A 21,110-nucleotide genomic window follows, 5' to 3' on the forward strand; every position below is an offset into this window, starting at 1 on the left:
CATCGAATTTATATAAATGAATATTCATCATCCTGAAAAAGGTTTGACATGAGCAGTCTCCCCTTGGTTTACACGATTCTGGCATTAATCGCTTATACCACTTCGTTCTGGTATTTATTTATGCATTTAATGTCCAAGCGTGCTCCAAACCATTGGTTTATTGGTATTGTGCTGGGCTTGGGTTTATGTTTGCACGCCGCTGTGCTGTATAACGACATGCTGCTGCCGATGGGCATTAACTATAACGTGTTTAACCTGATGTCCTTTACCTCAGGCTTAATGCTGTTATTAAGTGTGCTGTTTAGTACTTACCGGCCGGTGATTGCGCTAAACCTGATTGGGATTCCAGTGGCCGCAACCGGCCTGATTCTGGGGCATTCCTTTAGCGGTTTAAACCTGTTTGTCGAAAACAATTCTTTAGGTCTGGATATTCATATCCTACTGTCGTTATCGGCCTATGCGGTCTTGCTGATGGCCACCATTCATGCGGTCTTGCTCTGGTTTCAGAACCGGGAGCTGAAAAACAAACAGAAACGCCGGATTTGGGTGAATTTGCTGCCACCGTTTCAAGCCATGGAAGAGCTGCTGTTTGATATGCTGATTGCCGGCTTTATCCTGCTGACGCTGGCATTGGGTTTTGGTTTCCTAACCATTGATAACTTCTTTGCCCAGCACTTAGCGCATAAGACTGCCTTTAGTATTATTTCCTGGTTTATCTATGGCGCGCTGCTGTTGGGCCGTTATAAATTTGGCTGGCGTGGCCAGAAAGCCATTCGCTTTACCATTATTGGCTTCTTCTTGCTGGCGCTTGGCTTTATTGGTTCCAAGTTTGTGTTACAGATGATTTTGGGCAAGTAAGATGCTTTTGTTCAGTTTGCCACATTAAAAGCGTGGAACAGTGATTAAATAATAAGCGTGGAACATGATAAATTATTAAAAAAGCCCAAGTAGCCGTACCTGAGCTTTTCACCACACGATAAGATTATGATTTATATGGAATAAAAAATAGTATTTCGTATAAGGTGTATTATGTTAATTTTAGGAAATATTAAAACTAATTTTCAGACTTATCCCACCAACTTTGAGCTAAATCAGTATTTTTAGGAATACCTATACCATCACGATACATAACGGAAAGACTTCGCATTGCTTTCTTATTACCTAACTTTGCAGCCTTTTCACGAAGTTCAAAAGCTTTATTAATATTAACTTCTATTCCGCTATCTGCACGAGTATATAGATCAGCTAACTCAACCATTGATTCAGAATGGCCATTTTCTGAGGCTTTCTGAAACCACTTAAAAGCTTTTTGGAAATGTTCTAAAGAATCGTTTTTGTCATCATCTTCCATTAATCTAGCATAGGTAACATATCCATCAGCTAACCAAAACATTGCTGCTACATTTCCATTTTCTGCTGATTTAAGAGCCCAAACTTCAGCTTGATTTTCATCTGAATCAACACCATGACCATATAGATAAATCTCGGCTAATTCCAACTGAGCAGAAGTATCTCCATTTTCTGCTTTCGCTAATAAATCATTAGAAAAAACAGGTTCTGCAAATGTTTCCATTGAAAGGCAAACTCCTAAAGCCATAAAAATATTTGTTAATTTATTCAATTTTTAACCTTTAAACTAAACTGTTAGGCTTGTATATTTTTATATCATACCTAAAAGAAAACTCTAAAATTAGAGTATGTCTTATCTCTATTTAACATAATGGCGATTATACGAAGTACACTTGTATATTAATATAATTATCAAACACTTAATAAAACCAGAAAAATCTAAAAATGACCGAAAAGCCGATTTTGAAACAAGTCGGCTTTTTTATGATCGTTTTTGATAGTTCTTGCCAATAATCTTGTTTAAAAAGTAATCAATTTTGGCATTTTCCCAATGTTCTCAGCTCTTCCAGGGCGAAAACTATCCCCAATTACTGTGGATGAAATTTAGGCTATTTTGTACGCTTTGGCGCACATTAATCTCGGCCCTTTGCTACTACCTGGAACAGTGGAATTTTCCTATGATCAAGTCATCAGGAACAGGATGTTCCATAACATAAAACAAAAATTATAAGTTATTGCACATGGACCAGAGGGTACAACAACACAATCAGCAACGATGAAAAACCCCGGCAGGATGCCGGGGTTTTTTATTATCTAAACTTCTTAAATTAAAGTTGGATGAGCATCTAAAATACGAATTAAAGTCGCTGCAGGACCAGTCGGATAGCGACGGCCTTGTTCCCAGTTTTGCAGGGTTCTCGCGCTGATATGCAAACGTGCAGCAAATTCAGCCTGGGTTAAGCCTGTTTTCTCACGTACTTCTTTAATATCTGGTAATTCAAGCGCTGTGACTCGGCTTGCTTTTATTTCATTGCGTTTTATGGCACCAGCTTCTTTGATTGAAGCAACCAGGTCATCAAATAAGTTGTTATCCATGAAATTGCTCCTTTACTAATTGACGTAGAATCGAGGTTTCTTTGTCTGTCAGATTATCTTTCACAGACTTTGGATAAGCCACCAGGAAAAAGATCTGATCATCTTCTGTAACCCAATAATAGATCACACGGATACCGCCACTTTTGCCTTTATTGCCCTAAGCACAACGTACTTTACGAATTCCACCACCATTCTTGATTAAGTCGCCCTTATCAGGCTGCACCAAGAGATCTTGCTGGAGCTGACGATACTCTTCATCACTCACAAGCTCTTTGATTTGCTTAGTAAAAATACTGGTTTCAATGAATAACATAGGTTTAAGTACGTCAATGGCGTATAAGAATTTTAGCAGTTTTAGAATAAAAAAACGAGAGCTGTGAACTCTCGTTTCGCATAAGCAAAGGCTTACAAATATAAATATTAGGTATAAAAAACCCGCATGATAGCGAGTAGGTCCTGATATTTCATTCAGACTATAGATTTTATAAAAACTATATTTCTAGATGATTTTAAATATTTTTCCACTTAAGGTACTTTGAAAAAGCATTTCAAAACTAGGTCGAATATCTTCACCATCAACGGTGATATGTTTTATATTCAAATCAGATTGCGTGTTGGCAGACTCATGATCCACTGTGGCTTGAATAGCGTGTTTAACGCCAAACTGGTCTTTTACGCTGAGAGTCTGTTTAAACATATATATTTCCTTAAAAAAATTGCAGTGGAAATCCCACATAAATTATTGATGTTTAAAAATTTATCGCTAAGCAACTTTATGATTTAATTTAAATAGCTGATTTAGAGAAGTGTAAAATGTACGGCCATCCAAATTTAAATCAACTTCTATTCCAGATTCCAGTAGAACTCTTTTACCTACTTCGACTTGTTTTAAACCTTGACGTGTATTTTGCATTTTATGTAGAGGAATTAATGAAACAATAATTTCAGTACCATTTTTAGATTTTGCAATTAAATCATTTACTTTTAACAACTTATATCCTATTTTTTAGAGATTTTTTCAATTTTGAAAACATTTTAAAGCATAAAAAAAGCACTTATGAGTGCTTTTTATTACTGCTTATTATTACTTAGATAGCAACAATATTTACAGCATTCGGTCCTTTTTGACCTTGAGCTACACTGAATTCAACTTGCTGGCCTTCAAATAAGGTCTTGAAACCTGAACTCGCGATTTCGCTGAAATGAGCAAAAACGTCTGGACCTGATTCTTGTTGAATGAAACCAAAACCTTTAGTTTCGTTAAACCACTTAACAGTACCTTTAACAACATTTGAGTTTGACATAATATATCCTACTAATTTTTAATAATTTTTTAGTCATTTTATTGACTGATTAATAACTTTGAAAATAATAAAGAATGAGACTTAAAATCTAAAAAACGAAGGATTATGACTAAAACTGCGATACTTAAGGAAGATTTACCGAAACAAGACTTTTTTCTAGTTAAGTTAAATATACAGTAAAAATAAAAATAATCAAGTTTTTTTGATATAAATATTAATTTTTCTTATAAAATCTATATTTTTTCTTTAAAAATTAATTAAATTCAATAACTTATTTATTATATTATTTAATATTTTCTTTAACATAAAATCTCTTATACGCAATATAACAATAAAGGCTAAGCTTTATCTCACTCCACAATACTTCAAAGACCTTTTCCTAGACATCTTAGTAAAAAAAACGTATAACACCGTTTTTCAAATTAACAGGTGAACGCGTTGAAACTTGTGCTTGCACCCATGGAAGGCTTAACCGATCCGATCATGCGTGATGTCCTCACGTCTGTCGGCAGCTTCGACTGGTGTGTGACTGAGTTTATTCGGGTCACCGACTCAATCCTGCCCGATCATATCTATCACAGCTATTGCCCGGAATTATTGCACGGCGGTAAAACTGTGGCTGGCACTCCGGTACATGTGCAGTTTCTGGGCAACAATCCGGACATGCTGGCCGCCAATGCGGTCAAAGTTGCAGCCATGGGCGCACCAGCGATTGACCTGAACTTTGGTTGTCCGGCCAAAACCGTAAACCGTCATCGTGGCGGTTCGGTTCTGCTAGATGAACCGGAAGTGGTACATGAACTGGTCAAAGCCGTGCGCGATGCCGTGCCGGCACATATTCCGGTTTCTGCCAAAATGCGCTTAGGCTATATGGATCGCAACTTCATGCTGGACAATGCCCATGCCATTGAAGATGCAGGCGCCTCCTGGGTCACGGTCCATGCGCGCACCAAAGCCGATGGTTATACCCCACCAGCCTTTTGGGATCAGCTGGCCCCGATTCGTGAAGCCTTGAAGATTAATGTGATTGCCAATGGGGAAATCTGGACCAATGCCGATGCCAAACAATGCCAGTTAGAATCGGGCTGTGAAGATTTAATGATTGGTCGTGGTGCCGTCACCACCCCTGACCTCACCCAATGTATCCGCCAGAACTCTGATGCACCCTTACTGAGCTGGCAAGATCTGCTTGATTTGCAAATCCGCTTTATTCACGGTCCGGCCAAAACCGAAATTGGTATGCTGGGGCGTTATAAACAATGGCTGGGCATGATGTCAAAGCATTATCCGGAAGCCAAAGCGCTGTGGGATGAGGTTAAACGCATCAAAAAGCTGGATGAAATTATTGCCACCCTGCAAGCCTCGCAACACACAGCACTCTAAACCAAACATTGTCGCGGCTGTTTACAGGGCTTGTCTAACAACTGTTTGATCACTTTTGTGTAATCATCTTGCAAGCCGCAGTTTAAAAACTCCGGCTGATGACATTGCCCTGAAAATTCAGACAATCTTCTACCCGAGTCCGCTGAACCGGCGCCAGTTGCGCCAGATCAAACCAGCGATATTCGGCATGTTCATCGCTTAGCTGAATCTGTGCATCTTCCGGTACATGACAGCGAAAAATAAAAGCATGGGATTGCACCGCTGCATGAAAATACACACCCGACAAATACCCCACCTGCACCTGACAGCCAATTTCTTCCTGACATTCCCGAATTAAGGCCTCGTGGATGGTTTCCCCCATATCCAGCGCGCCACCCGGTAAGCCCCAGGCCTGATCGGCATAGGTAGCTTTAAGTAACAGCACCTGCTGCTGGGCATTACAAATTACCGCATGCGAACTTAAGCGATAAAAATCATGAAAGGCCAACGAACTGCTCTCCCCTAGTTTTAAACGATAACCTAACGGCCAGATGCAAACAGCCGTATGTGGACAAGGATGCAATCATTAGGAATCTGTCACCACGGCCTGACTTAAATCGGCCTGGCCCAAACGCTGGATTTCCTCCAGCTTCTGTTTGCGTAATCGCTCACTGCTTAAGGTCTCCTGTAAATCCAGCGCCAGTGCTTTCAGCAAATCCAGATCTTCTTCAGACATCTGCCGCACCTGCTTGTCCAGAATACATAAGCTGCCTATGGCCAAGCCCTGTTTACTTTGAATTGGCACCCCGGCATAAAAACGGATTTTCTGTCTGGCCAGATGAGAATACTGCCGGAAGCGTGGATCACGCTGAATATCTTCAATAACCAGCGCTTCATTCTGATAAACCAGATGGGTGCAAATCGATTCCTCACGGCGCTGCGCTGCGTGGATCGGCGACTCTACCGCTTCTGCCAGCGGACTGGCCGGAGTATGCACCTGCCCGGCATCGACCAGCGAAATCTGGGCATATTTCACATCAAAGGCCTGCCGCGCTTCTTCAATATACTGGCTGTAAATTGGCAGCAATTCCGACTGCAATAAATCCAGTTCATGCAAAGCTTGTAAACGTTCAGCCTCATTGTCATGCATCAGTGCCGCCGCCGGGTTTTCCCCTTGTGCCATCAGCAGCATATCCATATTCAGCATCAGTTCATTCACACTATTCACCACAGCTTCAGGCTGAAACAGACGCTCAATCTCATCACGCAAATGCGTCGACTGATTGCCCAGCAAAGCAAACACCAGTTTGATCTGCGGTTTTAGTGTACGTATCCGGTGATTCAACAGGCGGATTTGCGCCATCGGTTGCTGATGGAAAATAGTGATACAGATGATGTCGGTCGATTCCGGCACGGCACTCAACACATCCGAGCGCGATTGAATCAAGGCATCGGCATGGCTACAGGCAGCAATCTTTTTCAGGTTCAGGCCATGGGCCAGCATGGCAGAGGCCAGCACATCCACCTCCCAACGTGCCCCCAGACACATGACTTTGGGGTTGTTCAGTTCGGTCTGTAGCGGATATTGCTGCTGAAATTCATGATTAAACCGTTTTAAACCCTGATGCATGCGCAAACGGTGTTCGGCGCTGGCCTCGGTATTATGGACCTGCGAAAACAGGCAAATCGCAGGAATCGCCACTTCATCATAGAAATTATTGATTTTCCGGACCAGCGCTTCTTCATTCGTTTTTTTCGGCAGCTCCTGCTGGATATATGCATTAGCCACATCCAGCGCATCATGTACTTCATCGGCCACCAAACGCTGATAAAAACGTTCGGGCGGTGACAGTACCGGGGCACTGCCAATTAATACTTTGACAAAGCCCAACGCCGGAATATAGTGCGACAGCACCAGCAAACAGGCCGTTAACGGTGTTGATAAAATCAGACCAATTGGTCCCCAGATTAAGGTCCAGAAGGTGGCAGCCAGAATAATTGACAAGGTAGTCAGGCCGGTACTTTCGCCATATAACCACGGCTCAATGATGTTATTACTGATCAGCTCCAGCAGCAGAATCAGGCCCAGCGTCCAGAGGAACATATTCCAGCCTGGATCCACCGCAAAAGCCAGCGTTAACGGGAACGCCGCAGAAATGATCGGGCCGACATAAGGCACAAAGCGCAGCACCACCGCCAGCATGCCCCACATGATGGCCGCAGGCACGCCAATAAACCACAGTCCGGCTGCCATCGGAATGCCATAGGTGACATTGACCAGCAATTGCATGCGCAAATAGGTACCAATGCGCTGGCCGGCTTCATCCAGCACATCGGTACCAATATTCAAATTACCGCCAAGCAGACGCAACAAGCGGTCATGCAGATCTTTACGGCTAATTAAAATCAGCACCACAAATAAAAATACGATACCAATGGTGGCAATCGGGCTTAAAATCTTGCTGCCCCACTCCATGGCGGCATCGGAAGGACTTTGCTCCAGTCCGACCACCTTGACATTCTGCACACCCTTTTCCTGCTCGACCTGATTGATGCCTTCAAACGAGCTTTCCACCGTATCGAAAGTGGTTTTGGCCCCATCCCAGGCACTAGGGCCAGAGGTTAGCGATTTCACCGTATTCAGTTTTTGCTGAATGGTGTCCTGATATTGCGGTAATTCTTGACTTAAATCTTTGAGCTGAAAACCCAGATAACTGCCCAGTCCAGCCAGCACACTAATGGTGAAAATCATGACAATGGCAATCGACGGCAGCTGTGGCAGTCCCCATTTTTTTAGCTGTGACACCAGCGGTTCCAGCAAAAATGCCAGCAAAATAGCCAGTGCCAGCGGAATCAGCACATCCTGACCGAAATACAGCGCCGCAATAATCACCGCGCTAATCACAAAACCGGCCATCACCCGGACAATATTCTGGGTTTCAATATCCCGCTTGACCCAACTGGCGGCAGATTTTTCCGGCTTCCAGTGATGGGGACGCGGCGGCTGCGCTTCTGGCTGGAGCAGACCCGGTTTATTGTTCTGTTTTCGCATGGCTGGGCACATCCTGTTGCTCTTTATTTATTATGTACGAGCTTCGGTTATTTATTTCAAATAGATTCCTGTAAAAAAAACGCCTAATTTCAGCAAGAAACAGCACAGAAGATGAAGATGGGAAAGTATTGAAAGCAGCAAAATGCCACATACACAACTGTGCCATTGCAAGGGGAAAATATTAAGGATGAATGATGGCTTTGCTGTAAATATCCGGGTCCATTTCCAGAATTTCGACACACAGTTGCAACGTCAATTCATTCTGTGTCGGCAGATAATCCTGCAACACCTCCAGCACGGTCCGGGAAATTTCCTGCTTTAGGGCGGTACTACGGCCTTTTAAAATCGAGATTTTGGCATGCACATAGGCCTGTGCGCTTTCATCCAGTCCAATCACATAGTCCTGCTGGCAGATGGCGCGACTTTTAATATCAGAGGCATTACCAAACAGGCCATTCTCGACCAGCGTCCGGTTGATACGACTGAGCAAAGGCTTCATTTCAAGCGCGTGCAGGTGATCTGAATATTCAAGATGGATATGTGGCATCAGCCTTCTCCCGATATGGTGCAGATGTGATCTTAAAAATTCAGGGTTTTACCCTGCTTCAAAGCAAGATAAAACCCAAGAGAAACAGTGCGATTATGCTTTTTTCACATATTCCGATTTCAGTTTAATTGCGCCAATACCATCCACTTTACAGTCAATATCATGACCATCTGATGCTTCTGGCAATAGGCGGATATTTTTAACCTTAGTCCCCACTTTCACCACAGAAGATGACCCTTTAATTTTCAGGTCTTTAATCACAGTCACGGTATCGCCATCAGCCAGTACATTACCATTGGCATCTTTAATGATGGTACCGGCCTCAGCTTCTACCTGCTCCCCTTCTTTCCATTCATGTGCGCATTCAGGACAAATCAGCAAGTCACCATCTTGATAGGTATATTCGGACTGGCATTTTGGGCAATTCGGTAAAGACATAAAAACCTCGAAACGAGCAAAATAAAAAATATAAAGGTCTACTATAACATTTATATTTTTCATCACGTTAAATTCCCTAACCGGTTTAGGGATTAATAACAGTATTTGCGTTATTTACCTTGGTGTTCCAGCAGCTGTTTAAACACCTGCAGATGATTATGCTGTTCGTTTTCGGCTGCGGTTAACAGGGTAATTGGGCCCTTCTGCGCCAGTTGCCGGATTTCCTCCACCGCATCCAAATGCTGCTGCAACTCTTGCCAATAACGTTGCTGAAACTCCGGCCAGTGCTGCTCAATATCTTCATGGAACCATTTACGCAGTTCCGTCGAGGGGGTTAAATCCTTCGGCCACAGGTCAATCTGGGCATCGGCTTTTTTGATCCCGCGCGGCCAGATCCGGTCCAGCAGAATCCGGGTACCGTCCTGCTTGCTTACAGCCTGATAAATACGTTTGGTAGCAATGGGCATGGTTTTACTCATCCGGAATGTCAGGGGTCACCAGCAGGCTGAGTAAATCCAGACATTCCTGCCAGCCCAAATAACAGCCATCGACCGGAATGGCATCGGGCAGATTGTCCTGCTGAATCCAGACTTCGGTTCCGACCGATACCGCCTTAAACTCAATCGTGACCTGAATCAGTCCCGGTAAATCCGGACTATCAAACTCATCCTGATAACGCAGTCGCTGCTCGGGAATCACTTCCAGATACTGCCCGTGAAAACCGTGGCATTTGCCCGTGCTCAAATTACAAAAGGCAATTTTATATTGACCGTTGACCACGGGTTCAAACTGTTCAATCTGCACGGTAAAGCCATGTGGTGCCATCCATTTGACCAGGGCATGCGGATCGACAAAGGCCCGATATACCCGCGATAACGGCGCCTGAAATATACGGTGTAACTGTACGCTGTGTTGCATGACGTCACCTGTTTACAGCGAATAATTTTCAGTCTACGCCTTCTGCCTTGGGCCTGTGTATGACTTTGGTTGAAGCGAGCGTAAAGCAAAAAAGCATGCGCTCCGGCATGCTTTTTTGTACTAGAAAATGGGGTTAAACCGGATAGTTTTCTTCTTCGTCTTCATCATCATAGACATAGGCCATGCAGCCCCAGCCATCATATTCACCCTGGAACTGGTTGGCGATTTTGGTGAACCATTCTTCTAAATCAACAATATCGGCATAGGCCGGTTCCATATAGACATAAATGGTAATAATCCATTCGGTCACACCAGAATCATCATCCTGAAATAAAGAGATTTTTTGTTCTTCATTTAACAGAAATAAGGCACAACGTTCGGCCTGTTCCTGGTCGGTAAAGGCAATTGAATATTCAATTTCATGGGCCTCGTCCAGATCATCACCATCTTCATGCATTTGCCAAAGTACGTTGCCGTTGTCGTCATCTGGAAATTGTTCATAATCGCGTGACATCGTTTTGTCCTTGTTCTGTGTTGTTGTTCTAATAGTCAGCTTACCCTAATTTTGTTGCAGTTCCGAGATAGAGCGCTTAATTTTTTTCTGTTCCATCATCCTGATCTCTATCCAAATCGGCAATCCCCTGTTTTGGGGAGCATTCTAAAAAAACAGCTCAACTGCTTAAAACGGCACCTGTCCATGAATTTCAACCGCGGCACCGCTTAAAGGCTGGGTAAAGGCCAGATAACTGGCATGTAAGGCCATGCGTTTTAAAGGACTGCGTGCAGGCTCCGGATGATACAGCTTATCGCCAGTAATTGGATGGCCGATATACTGCATATGCACGCGTAGCTGGTGTGAACGTCCGGTAATTGGGGTCAGTAATACCCGGCTGATGTCCATCTCGCCATCATAGTCCAGTCCCTGATATAAAGTTTGTGCCGGCTTGCCCAGTTCAAAATGCACCATCTGACGTGGCCGGTTTTCCCAGTCGGTAATTAAGGGCACTTCGACTTTGCCCTCACCGTCGAGTTTGCCCTGTACCAGTGCAATATAGTGCTTGGTCACGGTACGCGCCTGAAACATTTTACTCACTGCTACTTCTGCATCGCGATGTTTGGCAAACATCAGAATACCGGAGGTGGCCATATCTAAACGATGGGTAATTTTGGCCTGTGGATAGCGCGCCAACACGCGTAAATAGGCACTGTCCTGATGCTCCGGCAACCGCCCCGGCACCGACAGCAGACCCGCCGGCTTTTCAATCACCACCAGATCATCATCTTCATAGACCAGGACCAGTGGCTCTTGCGGCGGGCAATATACAAAGTTGTCGTTTAAAGGCATGGCGGTACGGCTTGGGAGTCGAAAGCGGGCAAAATATCAAGCGGCCAATCCGCTGTCAATCTATTGGAGAGGTCTGTATTGAATCTGGAGGATGCTGGAGAGAAACGGCTTTTATTCTCTGGTTTTTCGAGTTTGATTTTTATAGTTTATTGTTCTGGTCATGCAAGGAATTTTTTAGGGTGTCAGGGAAAACTTGCTGTTTACTTCAACTATCATCACGTTGTACGTCATGATCTTATAGCCTATAAACTTCTGATCTATAGCGTCCTAAGCCGAATCGAGACCTTTTGGGTGAGTACTGCACTCGCGTTTTGCGCCGCTGACAGCATGCTACTCTTTTCGATCCCGTCACACCCTTGAGAGATATAGTAGTCAAAGCCTGCCGAAATTGTTTTCCGAAGATCAGCCAATTTAAAATATTTTCAGGAAATTTTCCCAAATAAAGCCTAATCACAAGAAATTTTTATATTTCAGGTTAAATTCTTCATTTTATTTTGCAGAAACTGGCGATTTTAAGAGAATTTATCTAAGTGATTATGATGACTCAGGCAGCGCTTGCATCAGTTGAATTAAATTGCCACAGCCATCTTCCAGCACGGCAATTTTCACATTACCAGCCAGCATCGGTGCTTGAGTAAAAACCACGCCTAGCGCGAGTAAACGCTGATATTCTGCCTCAAGATCGTTGACCTGAAATGAGGTATAAGCAATACCATCTGCCTTGATGGCGGCTTTAAAGGCTTTCGCTGCGGGATGCACATCCGGTTCTAGTAGCAGCTCAACACCATCTGGCTGCTCGGGAGAAACCAGCGTCAACCAGCGATATTCACCCACCGGGACATCCTGTTTTAGCTAAAAATCGAGTATCTGGGTATAAAACTGCAAGGCTTTTTCCTGATCATCGACTATAAAACTGGTGACATAAATTTTCATTGTTCTGCTCGGTAGTTTTTATTTTTTATAGCATAGCTGCTTTCAGTACCCTGTAGGATTCTGACAAATAAGGTTGCGATAACTGAAAGGAAAATGAAGGTGATTTAAACGAATATAGTGAAATAGGAATAACAAAAAGATAAAGAAGAATAGAGATGTTGAAATTTTTATTTTTAAGGGAGCGGGAAATACTTCAACCATTAAAACTTGGTAAGTTCTAACTTTTTGCCTATAAACTTCTGATCTATAGCGTCCTAAGCCGAATCGAGACCTTGTGGGTAAGTACTACACGCACGTGATACGTTACTGGTAGCAATCTACTCTTTTCGATCCCCTTTCACCCTTGAGCAATAGAATAGTCAAAAGCCGGCGGGATTGTTTTCCTAAGCTTCGGCGTTTTTTCATCTTTTTGATAATTTTTCTCACATCAAACGACTTAGATAGAATTTTTTATTTTCAGGCTGCCATAATCATGATTCTTTTTCATGATTCCGTGTTTTTCTGGAATATTCAGGCACAGATTATTCTGCCCGGTTCAGGACATCACAGATCTTTAATCGTGAGAGGTATCGAGCTATTTAAAATAACTGCCCTTGAATGAGCTGGGCGCTAAACCACCAGCCACTTAAGGCCGACATACCACAGAGCAAATTGGCCAAGACTTTATTCAGTTTAGATAAGGTCGATTGATAAATTTTAATATTCAGGATGTAAGCCAGCACGGCATAAACCACCCCAATGGCACCACCAAACAGCACCAGCAGTAACGGCCAGCCCGCCAGCAGATGCGCCTTAATCGGCAATTGAGTATAAGAGTCGGCAGCTTGAGAGTTTGACATGACTTTGCTCCTGATGATTTTTCTTTAAAACCAGCATCCACCCGAAAGTGGATGTGGCGCTCCTAGGAAGCATCATGAAGCAAAAATCAGACCAGTTATTTATTTTAAATACAGCCAGCGGGTATAACGGTTGATATAGGCATTCAGCCCATCACCATATTGGGCCAGCTGTTTCATATTCTCGACATGCTGCACGCCGGCGCTGGTATAGCTATAAGTATAGACCCTGCTATTTTTACGGAACTGAACCCGAATAAACTCATGACCAATTTCATAATTGGCCACGCCAGAGTCATGGTTAAGATCAAGATAATGTTGCAAAGACTGCACCTGGAATATGCTATATATCTTGTTCAATATGGGGATTAATGGCTGATTTTTAAACAGATTCAAGCAATAAACACTCTAGTTTTTATTATTCATTTTCAATAAGATACAACCTTAAATCCAACCAATTTGTATCTCGATTTTGCGTTTTCTTTTTGTAGGGCTTCAACTGTTCTAACACCGCGAAAATTCAGCATTTTTGATTGATCCCATTAAAAAGCCCTATCGTGTGATAGGGCTTTCATTCAAAACAGAGGGTAACTGTTTGAGTGCTGTTGCTTAGGCATTCTTATTGTTAAATTGATTGCCTTGGCATTTGGTACACGGGGGTAAACGGTCTGTACCAATTTCTAAGTAAACGCGATGTCCGCATTGGACACAAAAATAGAAGCCTGTTCCTGGCTTGTCGCCTGCAGTTACCATCTTTGTTCTCCGTATGATTTAGAAATGGTCTATTCAGTATAACCAATCTGTGATGATTGTCTATTGTCCATTTCGACGAGTGATGATGGCGTTTGGGCGAAGGATAAAAAACGCCCCAATGTACATTAGAGCGTTTTTAAACAATTTCAATAACTTTAATCTCCCCCCTAACCCTGAGCCATACATGGCATAAGAAAAAAAGAGAAACTCCCTCCTTTCTTAAAGGAGGGTTGGGGAGGATTCATTTAATAATTAAGCCACATTCTCTTCCAAGAAGTCCTGCGCAAATCGCTGTAACACCCCACCCGCCTCATATACAGACACTTCTTCTTCGGTATCTAAACGGCAGGTTACTGGCACTTCCAGAATCTGGTTTTTACCATCAGCAGTGGAACGCTCAATCACAAGTGTTAAAGTCGAACGTGGCGCGATATTACCAATCACACTATACAATTCTGTACCATCCAAACCTAAAGTCTTACGGTCTGTGCCTGGCTTAAACTCAAGCGGCAATACACCCATCCCAACCAGGTTAGTCCGGTGAATACGCTCAAAACCTTCTGCCACAATCGCTTCAACACCAGCAAGGCGTACACCTTTAGCCGCCCAGTCACGGCTTGAGCCTTGGCCGTAGTCTTTACCGGCAACAATAATCAGCGGCTGTTTACGATTCATGTAGGTTTCAATCGCTTCCCACATCCGCATTACTTCGCCTTCAGGCTCGACACGCGCTTTGGAACCTTGCTTAATGGTACCGTCAGAACGTACCACCATTTCATTAAACAATTTCGGGTTGGCCAGCGTTGCACGTTGTGCCGTCAAGTGATCACCGCGGTGGGTGGCATAGGAGTTAAAATCTTCCTCAGGCAAGCCCATTTTCGCCAGATATTCACCTGCCGCCGAATCCAGAATAATTGCATTCGATGGAGATAAATGATCGGTGGTGATGTTATCGCCCAAAATTGCCAGCGGACGCATATTGGCCAAAGTACGCGGTGCAGCCAGCGCGCCTTCCCAATATGGTGGACGGCGAATATAAGTACTTTGCGGACGCCAGTCATACAGCGGACTTGCCGCCTGCTCGACTTCGCCCAAATCAAACATTGGAATATAGACTTTCTGGAACTGCTCAGGCTTCACCGAGGTTTTCACTAATGCATCAATTTCTTCATCCGATGGCCAGATATCTTTCAGATAAATTGGATTACCGTTCTGGTCGGTGCCCAACGCATCTTTTTCGATGTCAAAACGAATGGTACCGGCAATTGCATAGGCAACCACGAGTGGTGGAGATGCCAGGAAAGCCTGTTTTGCATACGGATGGATACGACCATCGAAGTTACGGTTGCCCGACAGCACCGCAGTCGCATACAGGTCACGGTCAATAATTTCCTGCTGAATCTTTGGATCAAGCGCACCTGACATCCCGTTACAGGTGGTACATGCATAAGCCACAATACCAAAACCGAGTTTTTCTAAGTCTTTCAGTACACCGGCTTCTTCCAAATACAGCGCAGCCGCTTTAGACCCCGGTGCAAATGACGACTTCACCCATGGTTTTCGTACTAAACCAAGTTCATTGGCTTTACGTGCAAGCAAACCTGCTGCAACGGTATTACGTGGGTTTGAGGTATTGGTACATGAGGTAATCGCGGCAATGATGATGGCACCATCTGGCATCAAACCATCGGTACGCTGTTCAACAATACCGGCAATGCCTTTTTCTTTTAAGTCACTTGTGGATACACGTGCATGTGGATTGGATGGCCCTGCAATATTACGGGTTACCGTTGATAAGTCGAAACGCAGCACACGTGGATATTCCGCCTGTGTCATGTCAGATGCCCAAAGCCCAATTTCTTTGGCATAGGTTTCAACCAGTTTGACTTGTTCAGGCTCACGACCGGTCAGGGTTAAATAGTCGATGGTGTTCTGATCAATATAGAACATCGCAGCGGTTGCACCATATTCAGGGGTCATATTGGAGATGGTGGCACGATCACCCACTGACATGCTGTCCGCACCTTCACCAAAGAACTCTAAATAGGCACCGACCACACGCTCTTTACGCAGGAATTCAGTTAACGCCAAGACGATATCTGTTGCAGTAATGCCCGGCTGACGCTGACCAACCAATTCTACCCCAATAATGTCCGGCAGACGCATCCAAGATGCACGACCCAGCATCACGTTTTCAGCTTCAAGACCACCCACACCGACTGAAATCACGCCTAGCGCATCGGTATGCGGGGTATGCGAGTCTGTACCCACGCAGGTATCCGGGAATGCTACGCCATCACGGTTTTGAATTACCGGTGACATTTTTTCCAGGTTAATTTGATGCATGATGCCGTTGCCTGCCGGAATTACATCGACATTTTTAAAGGCTGTTTTGGTCCATTCAATAAAATGGAAACGGTCTTCATTACGACGGTCTTCGACTGCACGGTTTTTCTCAAATGCATCCGGATCAAATCCACCGTATTCCACCGCCAGTGAGTGATCGACAATCAGCTGGGTTGGCACCACCGGATTGACTTTGGATGGATCACCGCCCTGATCGGCAATGGCATCACGCAGACCGGCAAGATCGACCAGTGCCGTTTGCCCCAAAATATCATGACAGACTACACGTGCTGGATACCATGGAAAATCATGCTCCTGCTTGCGTTCAATCAGCTGGCGTAAGGACTGCTCTAAAATGGCTGGATCACAACGACGCACCAACTGCTCGGCCAGCACTTTGGAGGTATAAGGAAGTTTGGCATATGCGCCTGGCTGAATATCTTCAACGGCTTGTCGCACATCATAATATTCTAGCGGGGTGCCTTGCAGCGGTTTACGGTAGTTGTTATTCATAGCGTACCTGCCTTGTTCTGACTTCTTCTTTCAAAGTTTTGTTGTTTAACATTCATGCTGCTTGGCATTGTACGCTGCCCGAAGCCTATTTCCCAAATTTCATATATTTCATAAACTTAAGTTAAAAAAGATACATTTTTGAAAAATTTGGTTACATCTAGTAGAAAATTCTGGCCAGAAATATGATTTTTTTTGAAAAATAGCGCAAAATTAACCTCATTCTTTAGTATTAGATACGGTTTCGAGATTAGAACATGAGTAATCTGACTTTCTCTGCATTCACTTTAAACGGTGTAGATGCGCAAAAATTCTTACAAGGTCAAGTCACGGTAGATGTCGAAAAACTGCCGCAAACCGAAACCCGTTATACTGCAATTTGTAGCCTGAAAGGCCGTATTCTGTTTGGTTTATGGCTGACCAAACAGAATGCTGAACAGTTTGAAATTGTAGTAACAGCCGATCAAGCTGAAGACTTTGCCAAACACATTAAAAAGTTTGGTGCTTTCTCGAAAATGAAACTGGAAGAAGCCGGTCAGGTTTATCCGGTCGTAAACGGTCTAAACACCCAGTTCACAAGTACTGAACAGGATATTCAAGCATGGCAATTAAAGGCGCTTGAAAGTGGTCAGGCCTGGATTCAGGCCAGCACCGCGGAACTGTTCCAGCCACAGGAACTGCGCCTGCATCAGCGTGAAGGCATTCATTATGACAAAGGCTGTTATTTGGGTCAGGAAGTGATTGCCCGTTTATGGTTTAAAGCCAAGCCAAAACACTGGCTGCATCTGATTCAGGGTACAGGCGATGCTCCGGCTATCGCCAGCAAACTGAACAATGATGTAGAAGTAGTGAATAGCCTGGCTATTGATAGCGGTTATCAAGCTTTGGTGGTAGCAAAACCAGATGCCTTAGCCGAGATGGATGTAACGGTTCTGGATTTACCTGAAGCTTTAAGCGGTGATGTGGCGCGGCCGCAAAATTAAGCGTGTCACTAGCAGATCTATGAAAAACAGCCCAAGTGACACGTGTAACTTGGGTTGTTTTTTTATCCGTCAAAAAAACGAGACTGATTTACAAATTGAAGCAATCCTTAAATTCAGGATTTTTTTATTATTGTTCCTACGTGGTTTGAAAAAATTACCGGATTCCGATACATCTATATTTACATTCTTTGATTTCATCTTATGATGATGAGTGACAATTTATTCCCCACACATAAATGGAATTATGTGGTCATTGATACAAGGTTTTATACAACGATGAAAAAACTGATTTTGGCAAGTCTGGTTGCCCTTTCGACACAATTTACCCTCGCCAACAGCAATAACAGTATTCCGACCGATCCGGCTTTCGCCAAAATTGAAGCCATGGTCAAAGCCAACAACCTGAGCGGTGCCTATCAGGAATTAGACAAACTGGCCAAAACCGGTAATCCGCAAGCGATTTATAATCTGGGTTATTTGACCCAAACCGGCCAAGGTACGGCCAAAAATGAAAAGAAAGCCATCGAGCTATATGAGCAGGCCGCGAAAAAAGGCTATCCGGTGGCGAATTATGTACTCGGTAAAAACCATCTGACCGGCACTTTGGGTCTAAAACAGGATACCAATAAAGCCAAACAGTATCTGCAAAAAGCTTCATCACAAGGCTTTCATGATGCCACCATTGATTTAGCGGTGGTGTATTTCTCTGAAAACAAAGCCGATTCAGATAAAAAAGGCTTGCAATTACTGGAACCCCTCATTAAAAAAGGCAACAATCAGGCCATTCATGCCAAAGCCTTATATGACATTAGCCTGGGCTTTAAAAACAAAAATGAAGCACCCATTCAGCAAGGCTTAAAGAGCATTCAGGATTTAGCACAAAAAGGCTATATTCCAGCGCTGATGGCGGTTGGCAATATGTTTACCAATGGCAACATCGTGCCGCAAAACCTGCCGGAAGCGAAAAAGATTTTCTCTGCCCTAGCCAAGGAAAATGTCCCACAAGCCAAAGAATCGCTGGCTGTGGTGGACAAGATGATTGCCGATCAAGCCAAGAATCCACCAAAAGCAGCAGCCAAGAAAAGCTAATGCGGCTGACCGAAAAAAGCCCGATGACCGGGCTTTTTTTATTTGGGATACATAAAGATTTAAAGAAAATGCGATGACTGACTTAACCAGAAAGCCACCCCGATTAAACCCAGGACCGTACTCATAATTAAAGGCTGGAGTGCCTGTTCATTCAGGCCATAATTCTGGCCAAAAATCCCAAAGGCCACAGGCATCGGCAATGCCGCCAGCAAGGTGCCGACAAATAGCATTTCCGAGCTGACATTGGGCAGACTCCACAACAAGGTGAAAATGACCAGCGGCATCAGCAGGACTTTCATCCCGACCAGCAGCACACTTTGCAGATTAACCGAGTGTAGCCGCATTCCGACCAGACTGCCACCAATCACAAATAAGGCCAACGGCGAGGCAGTTTTGCCAAGCATCTCCAGAATCTGATTGATGCTGTCCGGCAGTTTTAAATTAAGCAAGACACAGGCCATCCCGGCAATAATCGACAGAATCACCGGATTTTTTAGCAAACTTTTTAAGGTGTTCAGATATAACGCCGAAAGATGATGGTTTTGCTTTTGCAAACCGGCTTCGGCCAGAAACAGCACCATCGCCACAATAATCAGGTTTTCAATAATTAGAGTTAACGACAGATAAATCGCGGAATGACTGCCAATCAGCAGGGTTAAAATAGCCGTGCCAATAAAGCCGGTATTGGACATCGACGCACCCATCGACAGTACACTGGCTTGGGTCAGGCTATGCCGGAAATAGGTTTTATAAATGGCCAGCGCCAGAAAAAACAGGATCAGTGAGCCCAGTCCATAACCAATAAAATAACCGGGATGCCAGATTTCAGCCAGGTCTTTACTGGCCAGGGCATACAGTAAAAAGGCTGGCAGTGAAACCTTCATCACAAACTGGCTCAGGGCCTGAATATGCGTGGCCGCCAGAAAATTGGTACGTACGCTGCTATAGCCCAGCGCCAGTACTGCCACCAAGGGCAGTAAAATATTCAGCAACAAAAGTGCCTTCCTTCTCTAGAACGAGATCTAAAATGCATCATCCCTGATGCTGCTGTTGCTTATTCCTGAACAGGAAATGGATGGAACAAATCTTTCAAGCCATGCGGCTGACAGCGCAAGTATTGCGGCGCGATGGCAATCTGCCCGCCCAGTTCAGCGGCGGCATGCCACGGCCAACGTGGATCATAAAGCATCGCTCGTGCCAGACCAATGGCATCTGCATACTGATTTTGCAGAATTTCTTCAGCCTGTACCGCTTCGGTAATCAGGCCCACAGAAATCACCGGAATATGATGCACCGCCTGTTTAATGGCATGGGCAAAAGGCACCTGATAGCTTGGCCCGATCTCGATACTCTGCTGGGCATGCAGACCGGCACTAGACACATGAATATAGGCCGCACCCAATTGTTCCAGTGCTTTGGCCACCCCAACCGTAGACTGGATATTCCAGCCGCCCTGCGCATCCATCCAGTCGGTAGCAGACAGGCGTACCCCAATCGGATAACCTTCTGGCACCACCTGTTTCATGGCCTGGAATACTTCCAGGGTTAAACGGATCCGGTTTTCAAAGCTGCCACCATATTCATCATCGCGGACATTGGATAACGGCGACATAAATTGATGCAGCAAATAGCCATGGGCAGCATGGATTTCAATTAAATCAAAGCCGGCATCCACTGCACGCACCGCAGCACTGGCAAAGTCGGCAATTACCTGTTCAATTTCATTCAGACTTAGTGCATGGGGGGCATGATCGGTCGGGTTAAACGGCAAATTACTGGCCGATACGGTTTGCCAGCCCTGGGCATGATCCGGCGCAAACTGGTCTTTGCCCAGCCACGGTTTATCGGTAGATGCCTTACGTCCGGCATGTGCCAGCTGCACCGCAAATGGCATTGGTGACAAAGTTTTGACTTTGGCCAGCAAGGCTTTCATCTGCGCACGCTGCAAATCATTCCATAGGCCTAAATCGGCATAGCTGATCCGCCCTTCTGGCTGTACCGCCGTGGCTTCAATAATACATAAACCGGCACCCGACAAGGCATAGTTAGCCCATTGCTGCTCATGCCAATAGCTGAGCTCGCCTTTATCATTGGCCGAATATTGACACATGGGGGCAATAATAATTCTGTTGTCTAATTCGAGCGTGCCAAAATGGATAGGTTCAAATAATAATGCCATGGGGCGATCCTGCCTTATGATTTTCATGAAAATTATTCTAACCGAGATAGACGGCCGAATTGGCTAAAAG

24 protein-coding genes and 1 pseudogene are annotated in these 21,110 nt (G+C 44.4%); 4 read left to right on the plus strand and 21 right to left on the minus strand.

What is annotated here, in order from left to right; genetic code table 11:
- The first annotated feature begins 48 nt into the window (after positions 1-48).
- On the plus strand, positions 49-858 hold the full coding sequence (locus FTU86_RS05195) for an inner membrane protein YpjD (RefSeq protein ID WP_016659852.1): 810 nt from the start codon (positions 49-51) through the stop codon (positions 856-858).
- A 196-nt stretch (positions 859-1,054) separates the two neighbouring features.
- On the opposite strand, the gene FTU86_RS05200 is transcribed toward FTU86_RS05195, so the two are convergent.
- The 6 genes and pseudogenes from FTU86_RS05200 to FTU86_RS05225 all read right to left on the minus strand — a co-directional run bounded on the left by FTU86_RS05200 (position 1,055) and on the right by FTU86_RS05225 (position 3,749).
- Complete coding sequence (locus tag FTU86_RS05200; protein WP_000447193.1) at positions 1,055-1,573, minus strand: tetratricopeptide repeat protein; 519 nt, start codon at positions 1,571-1,573, stop codon at positions 1,055-1,057.
- A 599-nt stretch (positions 1,574-2,172) separates the two neighbouring features.
- Positions 2,173-2,445 (minus strand): NadS family protein, encoded by a 273-nt coding sequence (gene nadS, locus FTU86_RS05205; protein WP_005108769.1) that lies wholly within the window; start codon positions 2,443-2,445, stop codon positions 2,173-2,175.
- Positions 2,438-2,758 (minus strand): annotated as a pseudogene (locus tag FTU86_RS05210) (type II toxin-antitoxin system RelE/ParE family toxin). Before FTU86_RS05210 ends, nadS begins: the two are co-directional and overlap by 8 nt.
- Before the next feature lie 186 nt (positions 2,759-2,944).
- The gene (locus FTU86_RS05215; RefSeq protein WP_160241561.1) at positions 2,945-3,142 is read right to left on the minus strand and encodes a hypothetical protein; all 198 of its coding nucleotides are present in this window, start codon (positions 3,140-3,142) and stop codon (positions 2,945-2,947) included.
- 66 nt (positions 3,143-3,208) lie between these two features.
- A complete protein-coding gene (locus FTU86_RS05220; RefSeq protein ID WP_004745640.1) occupies positions 3,209-3,436 on the minus strand; it encodes a hypothetical protein in 228 nt (75 codons plus the stop codon).
- A 97-nt stretch (positions 3,437-3,533) separates the two neighbouring features.
- Positions 3,534-3,749 (minus strand): cold-shock protein, encoded by a 216-nt coding sequence (locus FTU86_RS05225; protein WP_000071892.1) that lies wholly within the window; start codon positions 3,747-3,749, stop codon positions 3,534-3,536.
- 438 nt (positions 3,750-4,187) lie between these two features.
- Between FTU86_RS05225 and FTU86_RS05230 the strand changes: the two genes are divergently transcribed.
- The gene (locus FTU86_RS05230; RefSeq protein WP_180036863.1) at positions 4,188-5,132 is read left to right on the plus strand and encodes a tRNA-dihydrouridine synthase; all 945 of its coding nucleotides are present in this window, start codon (positions 4,188-4,190) and stop codon (positions 5,130-5,132) included.
- Between the two features lie 82 nt (positions 5,133-5,214).
- Here FTU86_RS05230 and FTU86_RS05235 read toward each other — a convergent pair whose 3' ends face one another.
- From FTU86_RS05235 to acnD, 13 genes are all read right to left on the minus strand, one after another.
- The gene (locus tag FTU86_RS05235) at positions 5,215-5,619 is read right to left on the minus strand and encodes an NUDIX hydrolase (RefSeq protein ID WP_005175886.1); all 405 of its coding nucleotides are present in this window, start codon (positions 5,617-5,619) and stop codon (positions 5,215-5,217) included.
- Positions 5,620-5,697: 78 nt separating this feature from the next.
- Entirely contained in the window at positions 5,698-8,163 is a 2,466-nt protein-coding gene (locus tag FTU86_RS05240) for an AI-2E family transporter (RefSeq protein WP_160241562.1), read from the minus strand.
- A gap of 181 nt (positions 8,164-8,344) precedes the next feature.
- Entirely contained in the window at positions 8,345-8,710 is a 366-nt protein-coding gene (locus FTU86_RS05245; protein WP_160241563.1) for a 5-carboxymethyl-2-hydroxymuconate Delta-isomerase, read from the minus strand.
- Positions 8,711-8,803: 93 nt separating this feature from the next.
- Positions 8,804-9,148, minus strand: a complete 345-nt coding sequence (locus tag FTU86_RS05250; protein WP_160241564.1) for a zinc ribbon domain-containing protein YjdM — start codon at positions 9,146-9,148, stop codon at positions 8,804-8,806.
- Positions 9,149-9,258: 110 nt separating this feature from the next.
- Positions 9,259-9,615, minus strand: a complete 357-nt coding sequence (locus FTU86_RS05255; protein WP_160241565.1) for a DUF488 domain-containing protein — start codon at positions 9,613-9,615, stop codon at positions 9,259-9,261.
- A gap of 4 nt (positions 9,616-9,619) precedes the next feature.
- Positions 9,620-10,066: an SRPBCC family protein gene (locus FTU86_RS05260; RefSeq protein ID WP_045796392.1), complete on the minus strand. Its 447-nt coding sequence runs from the start codon at positions 10,064-10,066 to the stop codon at positions 9,620-9,622.
- 133 nt (positions 10,067-10,199) lie between these two features.
- The gene (locus FTU86_RS05265) at positions 10,200-10,580 is read right to left on the minus strand and encodes a ribonuclease E inhibitor RraB (RefSeq protein ID WP_016659844.1); all 381 of its coding nucleotides are present in this window, start codon (positions 10,578-10,580) and stop codon (positions 10,200-10,202) included.
- Positions 10,581-10,745: 165 nt separating this feature from the next.
- On the minus strand, positions 10,746-11,411 hold the full coding sequence (locus FTU86_RS05270; RefSeq protein WP_160241566.1) for a pseudouridine synthase: 666 nt from the start codon (positions 11,409-11,411) through the stop codon (positions 10,746-10,748).
- 534 nt (positions 11,412-11,945) lie between these two features.
- Positions 11,946-12,245 (minus strand): VOC family protein, encoded by a 300-nt coding sequence (locus FTU86_RS05275; RefSeq protein WP_306669338.1) that lies wholly within the window; start codon positions 12,243-12,245, stop codon positions 11,946-11,948.
- Positions 12,246-12,922: 677 nt separating this feature from the next.
- Complete coding sequence (locus FTU86_RS05280; protein WP_160241567.1) at positions 12,923-13,183, minus strand: hypothetical protein; 261 nt, start codon at positions 13,181-13,183, stop codon at positions 12,923-12,925.
- A gap of 99 nt (positions 13,184-13,282) precedes the next feature.
- Positions 13,283-13,504, minus strand: coding sequence for a hypothetical protein (locus tag FTU86_RS05285; RefSeq protein ID WP_160241568.1), 222 nt, complete (start codon positions 13,502-13,504; stop codon positions 13,283-13,285).
- A 285-nt stretch (positions 13,505-13,789) separates the two neighbouring features.
- Positions 13,790-13,933, minus strand: a complete 144-nt coding sequence (locus FTU86_RS05290; protein WP_075167893.1) for a zinc ribbon-containing protein — start codon at positions 13,931-13,933, stop codon at positions 13,790-13,792.
- 252 nt (positions 13,934-14,185) lie between these two features.
- A complete protein-coding gene (acnD, locus tag FTU86_RS05295) occupies positions 14,186-16,792 on the minus strand; it encodes a Fe/S-dependent 2-methylisocitrate dehydratase AcnD (protein ID WP_160241569.1) in 2,607 nt (868 codons plus the stop codon).
- Between the two features lie 254 nt (positions 16,793-17,046).
- Here acnD and FTU86_RS05300 point away from each other — a divergent pair, with 254 nt between their 5' ends.
- Entirely contained in the window at positions 17,047-17,772 is a 726-nt protein-coding gene (locus tag FTU86_RS05300) for a folate-binding protein YgfZ (protein ID WP_160241570.1), read from the plus strand.
- A gap of 276 nt (positions 17,773-18,048) precedes the next feature.
- The gene (locus FTU86_RS05305) at positions 18,049-18,861 is read left to right on the plus strand and encodes a tetratricopeptide repeat protein (protein ID WP_005175859.1); all 813 of its coding nucleotides are present in this window, start codon (positions 18,049-18,051) and stop codon (positions 18,859-18,861) included.
- A 59-nt stretch (positions 18,862-18,920) separates the two neighbouring features.
- On the opposite strand, the gene FTU86_RS05310 is transcribed toward FTU86_RS05305, so the two are convergent.
- Positions 18,921-19,856 (minus strand): AEC family transporter, encoded by a 936-nt coding sequence (locus FTU86_RS05310; RefSeq protein WP_104500062.1) that lies wholly within the window; start codon positions 19,854-19,856, stop codon positions 18,921-18,923.
- 59 nt (positions 19,857-19,915) lie between these two features.
- On the minus strand, positions 19,916-21,040 hold the full coding sequence (locus FTU86_RS05315) for an NADH:flavin oxidoreductase/NADH oxidase (RefSeq protein ID WP_160241571.1): 1,125 nt from the start codon (positions 21,038-21,040) through the stop codon (positions 19,916-19,918).
- Positions 21,041-21,110: the final 70 nt, after the last annotated feature.

Source organism: Acinetobacter sp. YH12155 (assembly GCF_013418255.1).
Taxonomy (GTDB): domain Bacteria; phylum Pseudomonadota; class Gammaproteobacteria; order Pseudomonadales; family Moraxellaceae; genus Acinetobacter; species Acinetobacter indicus.

What these genes read in the sequence shown, in the direction of transcription:
- FTU86_RS05195 (WP_016659852.1), top strand. Translation starts at nt 49, where the DNA reads ATGAGCAGTCTCCCCTTGGTTTACACGATTCTGGCATTAATCGCTTAT.
- FTU86_RS05200 (WP_000447193.1), bottom strand. Translation starts at nt 1,573, where the DNA reads ATGGAAACATTTGCAGAACCTGTTTTTTCTAATGATTTATTAGCGAAA.
- nadS (WP_005108769.1), bottom strand. Translation starts at nt 2,445, where the DNA reads ATGGATAACAACTTATTTGATGACCTGGTTGCTTCAATCAAAGAAGCT.
- FTU86_RS05215 (WP_160241561.1), bottom strand. Translation starts at nt 3,142, where the DNA reads ATGTTTAAACAGACTCTCAGCGTAAAAGACCAGTTTGGCGTTAAACAC.
- FTU86_RS05225 (WP_000071892.1), bottom strand. Translation starts at nt 3,749, where the DNA reads ATGTCAAACTCAAATGTTGTTAAAGGTACTGTTAAGTGGTTTAACGAA.
- FTU86_RS05240 (WP_160241562.1), bottom strand. Translation starts at nt 8,163, where the DNA reads ATGCGAAAACAGAACAATAAACCGGGTCTGCTCCAGCCAGAAGCGCAG.
- FTU86_RS05245 (WP_160241563.1), bottom strand. Translation starts at nt 8,710, where the DNA reads ATGCCACATATCCATCTTGAATATTCAGATCACCTGCACGCGCTTGAA.
- FTU86_RS05250 (WP_160241564.1), bottom strand. Translation starts at nt 9,148, where the DNA reads ATGTCTTTACCGAATTGCCCAAAATGCCAGTCCGAATATACCTATCAA.
- FTU86_RS05255 (WP_160241565.1), bottom strand. Translation starts at nt 9,615, where the DNA reads ATGCCCATTGCTACCAAACGTATTTATCAGGCTGTAAGCAAGCAGGAC.
- FTU86_RS05260 (WP_045796392.1), bottom strand. Translation starts at nt 10,066, where the DNA reads ATGCAACACAGCGTACAGTTACACCGTATATTTCAGGCGCCGTTATCG.
- FTU86_RS05265 (WP_016659844.1), bottom strand. Translation starts at nt 10,580, where the DNA reads ATGTCACGCGATTATGAACAATTTCCAGATGACGACAACGGCAACGTA.
- FTU86_RS05270 (WP_160241566.1), bottom strand. Translation starts at nt 11,411, where the DNA reads ATGCCTTTAAACGACAACTTTGTATATTGCCCGCCGCAAGAGCCACTG.
- FTU86_RS05280 (WP_160241567.1), bottom strand. Translation starts at nt 13,183, where the DNA reads ATGTCAAACTCTCAAGCTGCCGACTCTTATACTCAATTGCCGATTAAG.
- FTU86_RS05290 (WP_075167893.1), bottom strand. Translation starts at nt 13,933, where the DNA reads ATGGTAACTGCAGGCGACAAGCCAGGAACAGGCTTCTATTTTTGTGTC.
- acnD (WP_160241569.1), bottom strand. Translation starts at nt 16,792, where the DNA reads ATGAATAACAACTACCGTAAACCGCTGCAAGGCACCCCGCTAGAATAT.
- FTU86_RS05300 (WP_160241570.1), top strand. Translation starts at nt 17,047, where the DNA reads ATGAGTAATCTGACTTTCTCTGCATTCACTTTAAACGGTGTAGATGCG.
- FTU86_RS05305 (WP_005175859.1), top strand. Translation starts at nt 18,049, where the DNA reads ATGAAAAAACTGATTTTGGCAAGTCTGGTTGCCCTTTCGACACAATTT.
- FTU86_RS05315 (WP_160241571.1), bottom strand. Translation starts at nt 21,040, where the DNA reads ATGGCATTATTATTTGAACCTATCCATTTTGGCACGCTCGAATTAGAC.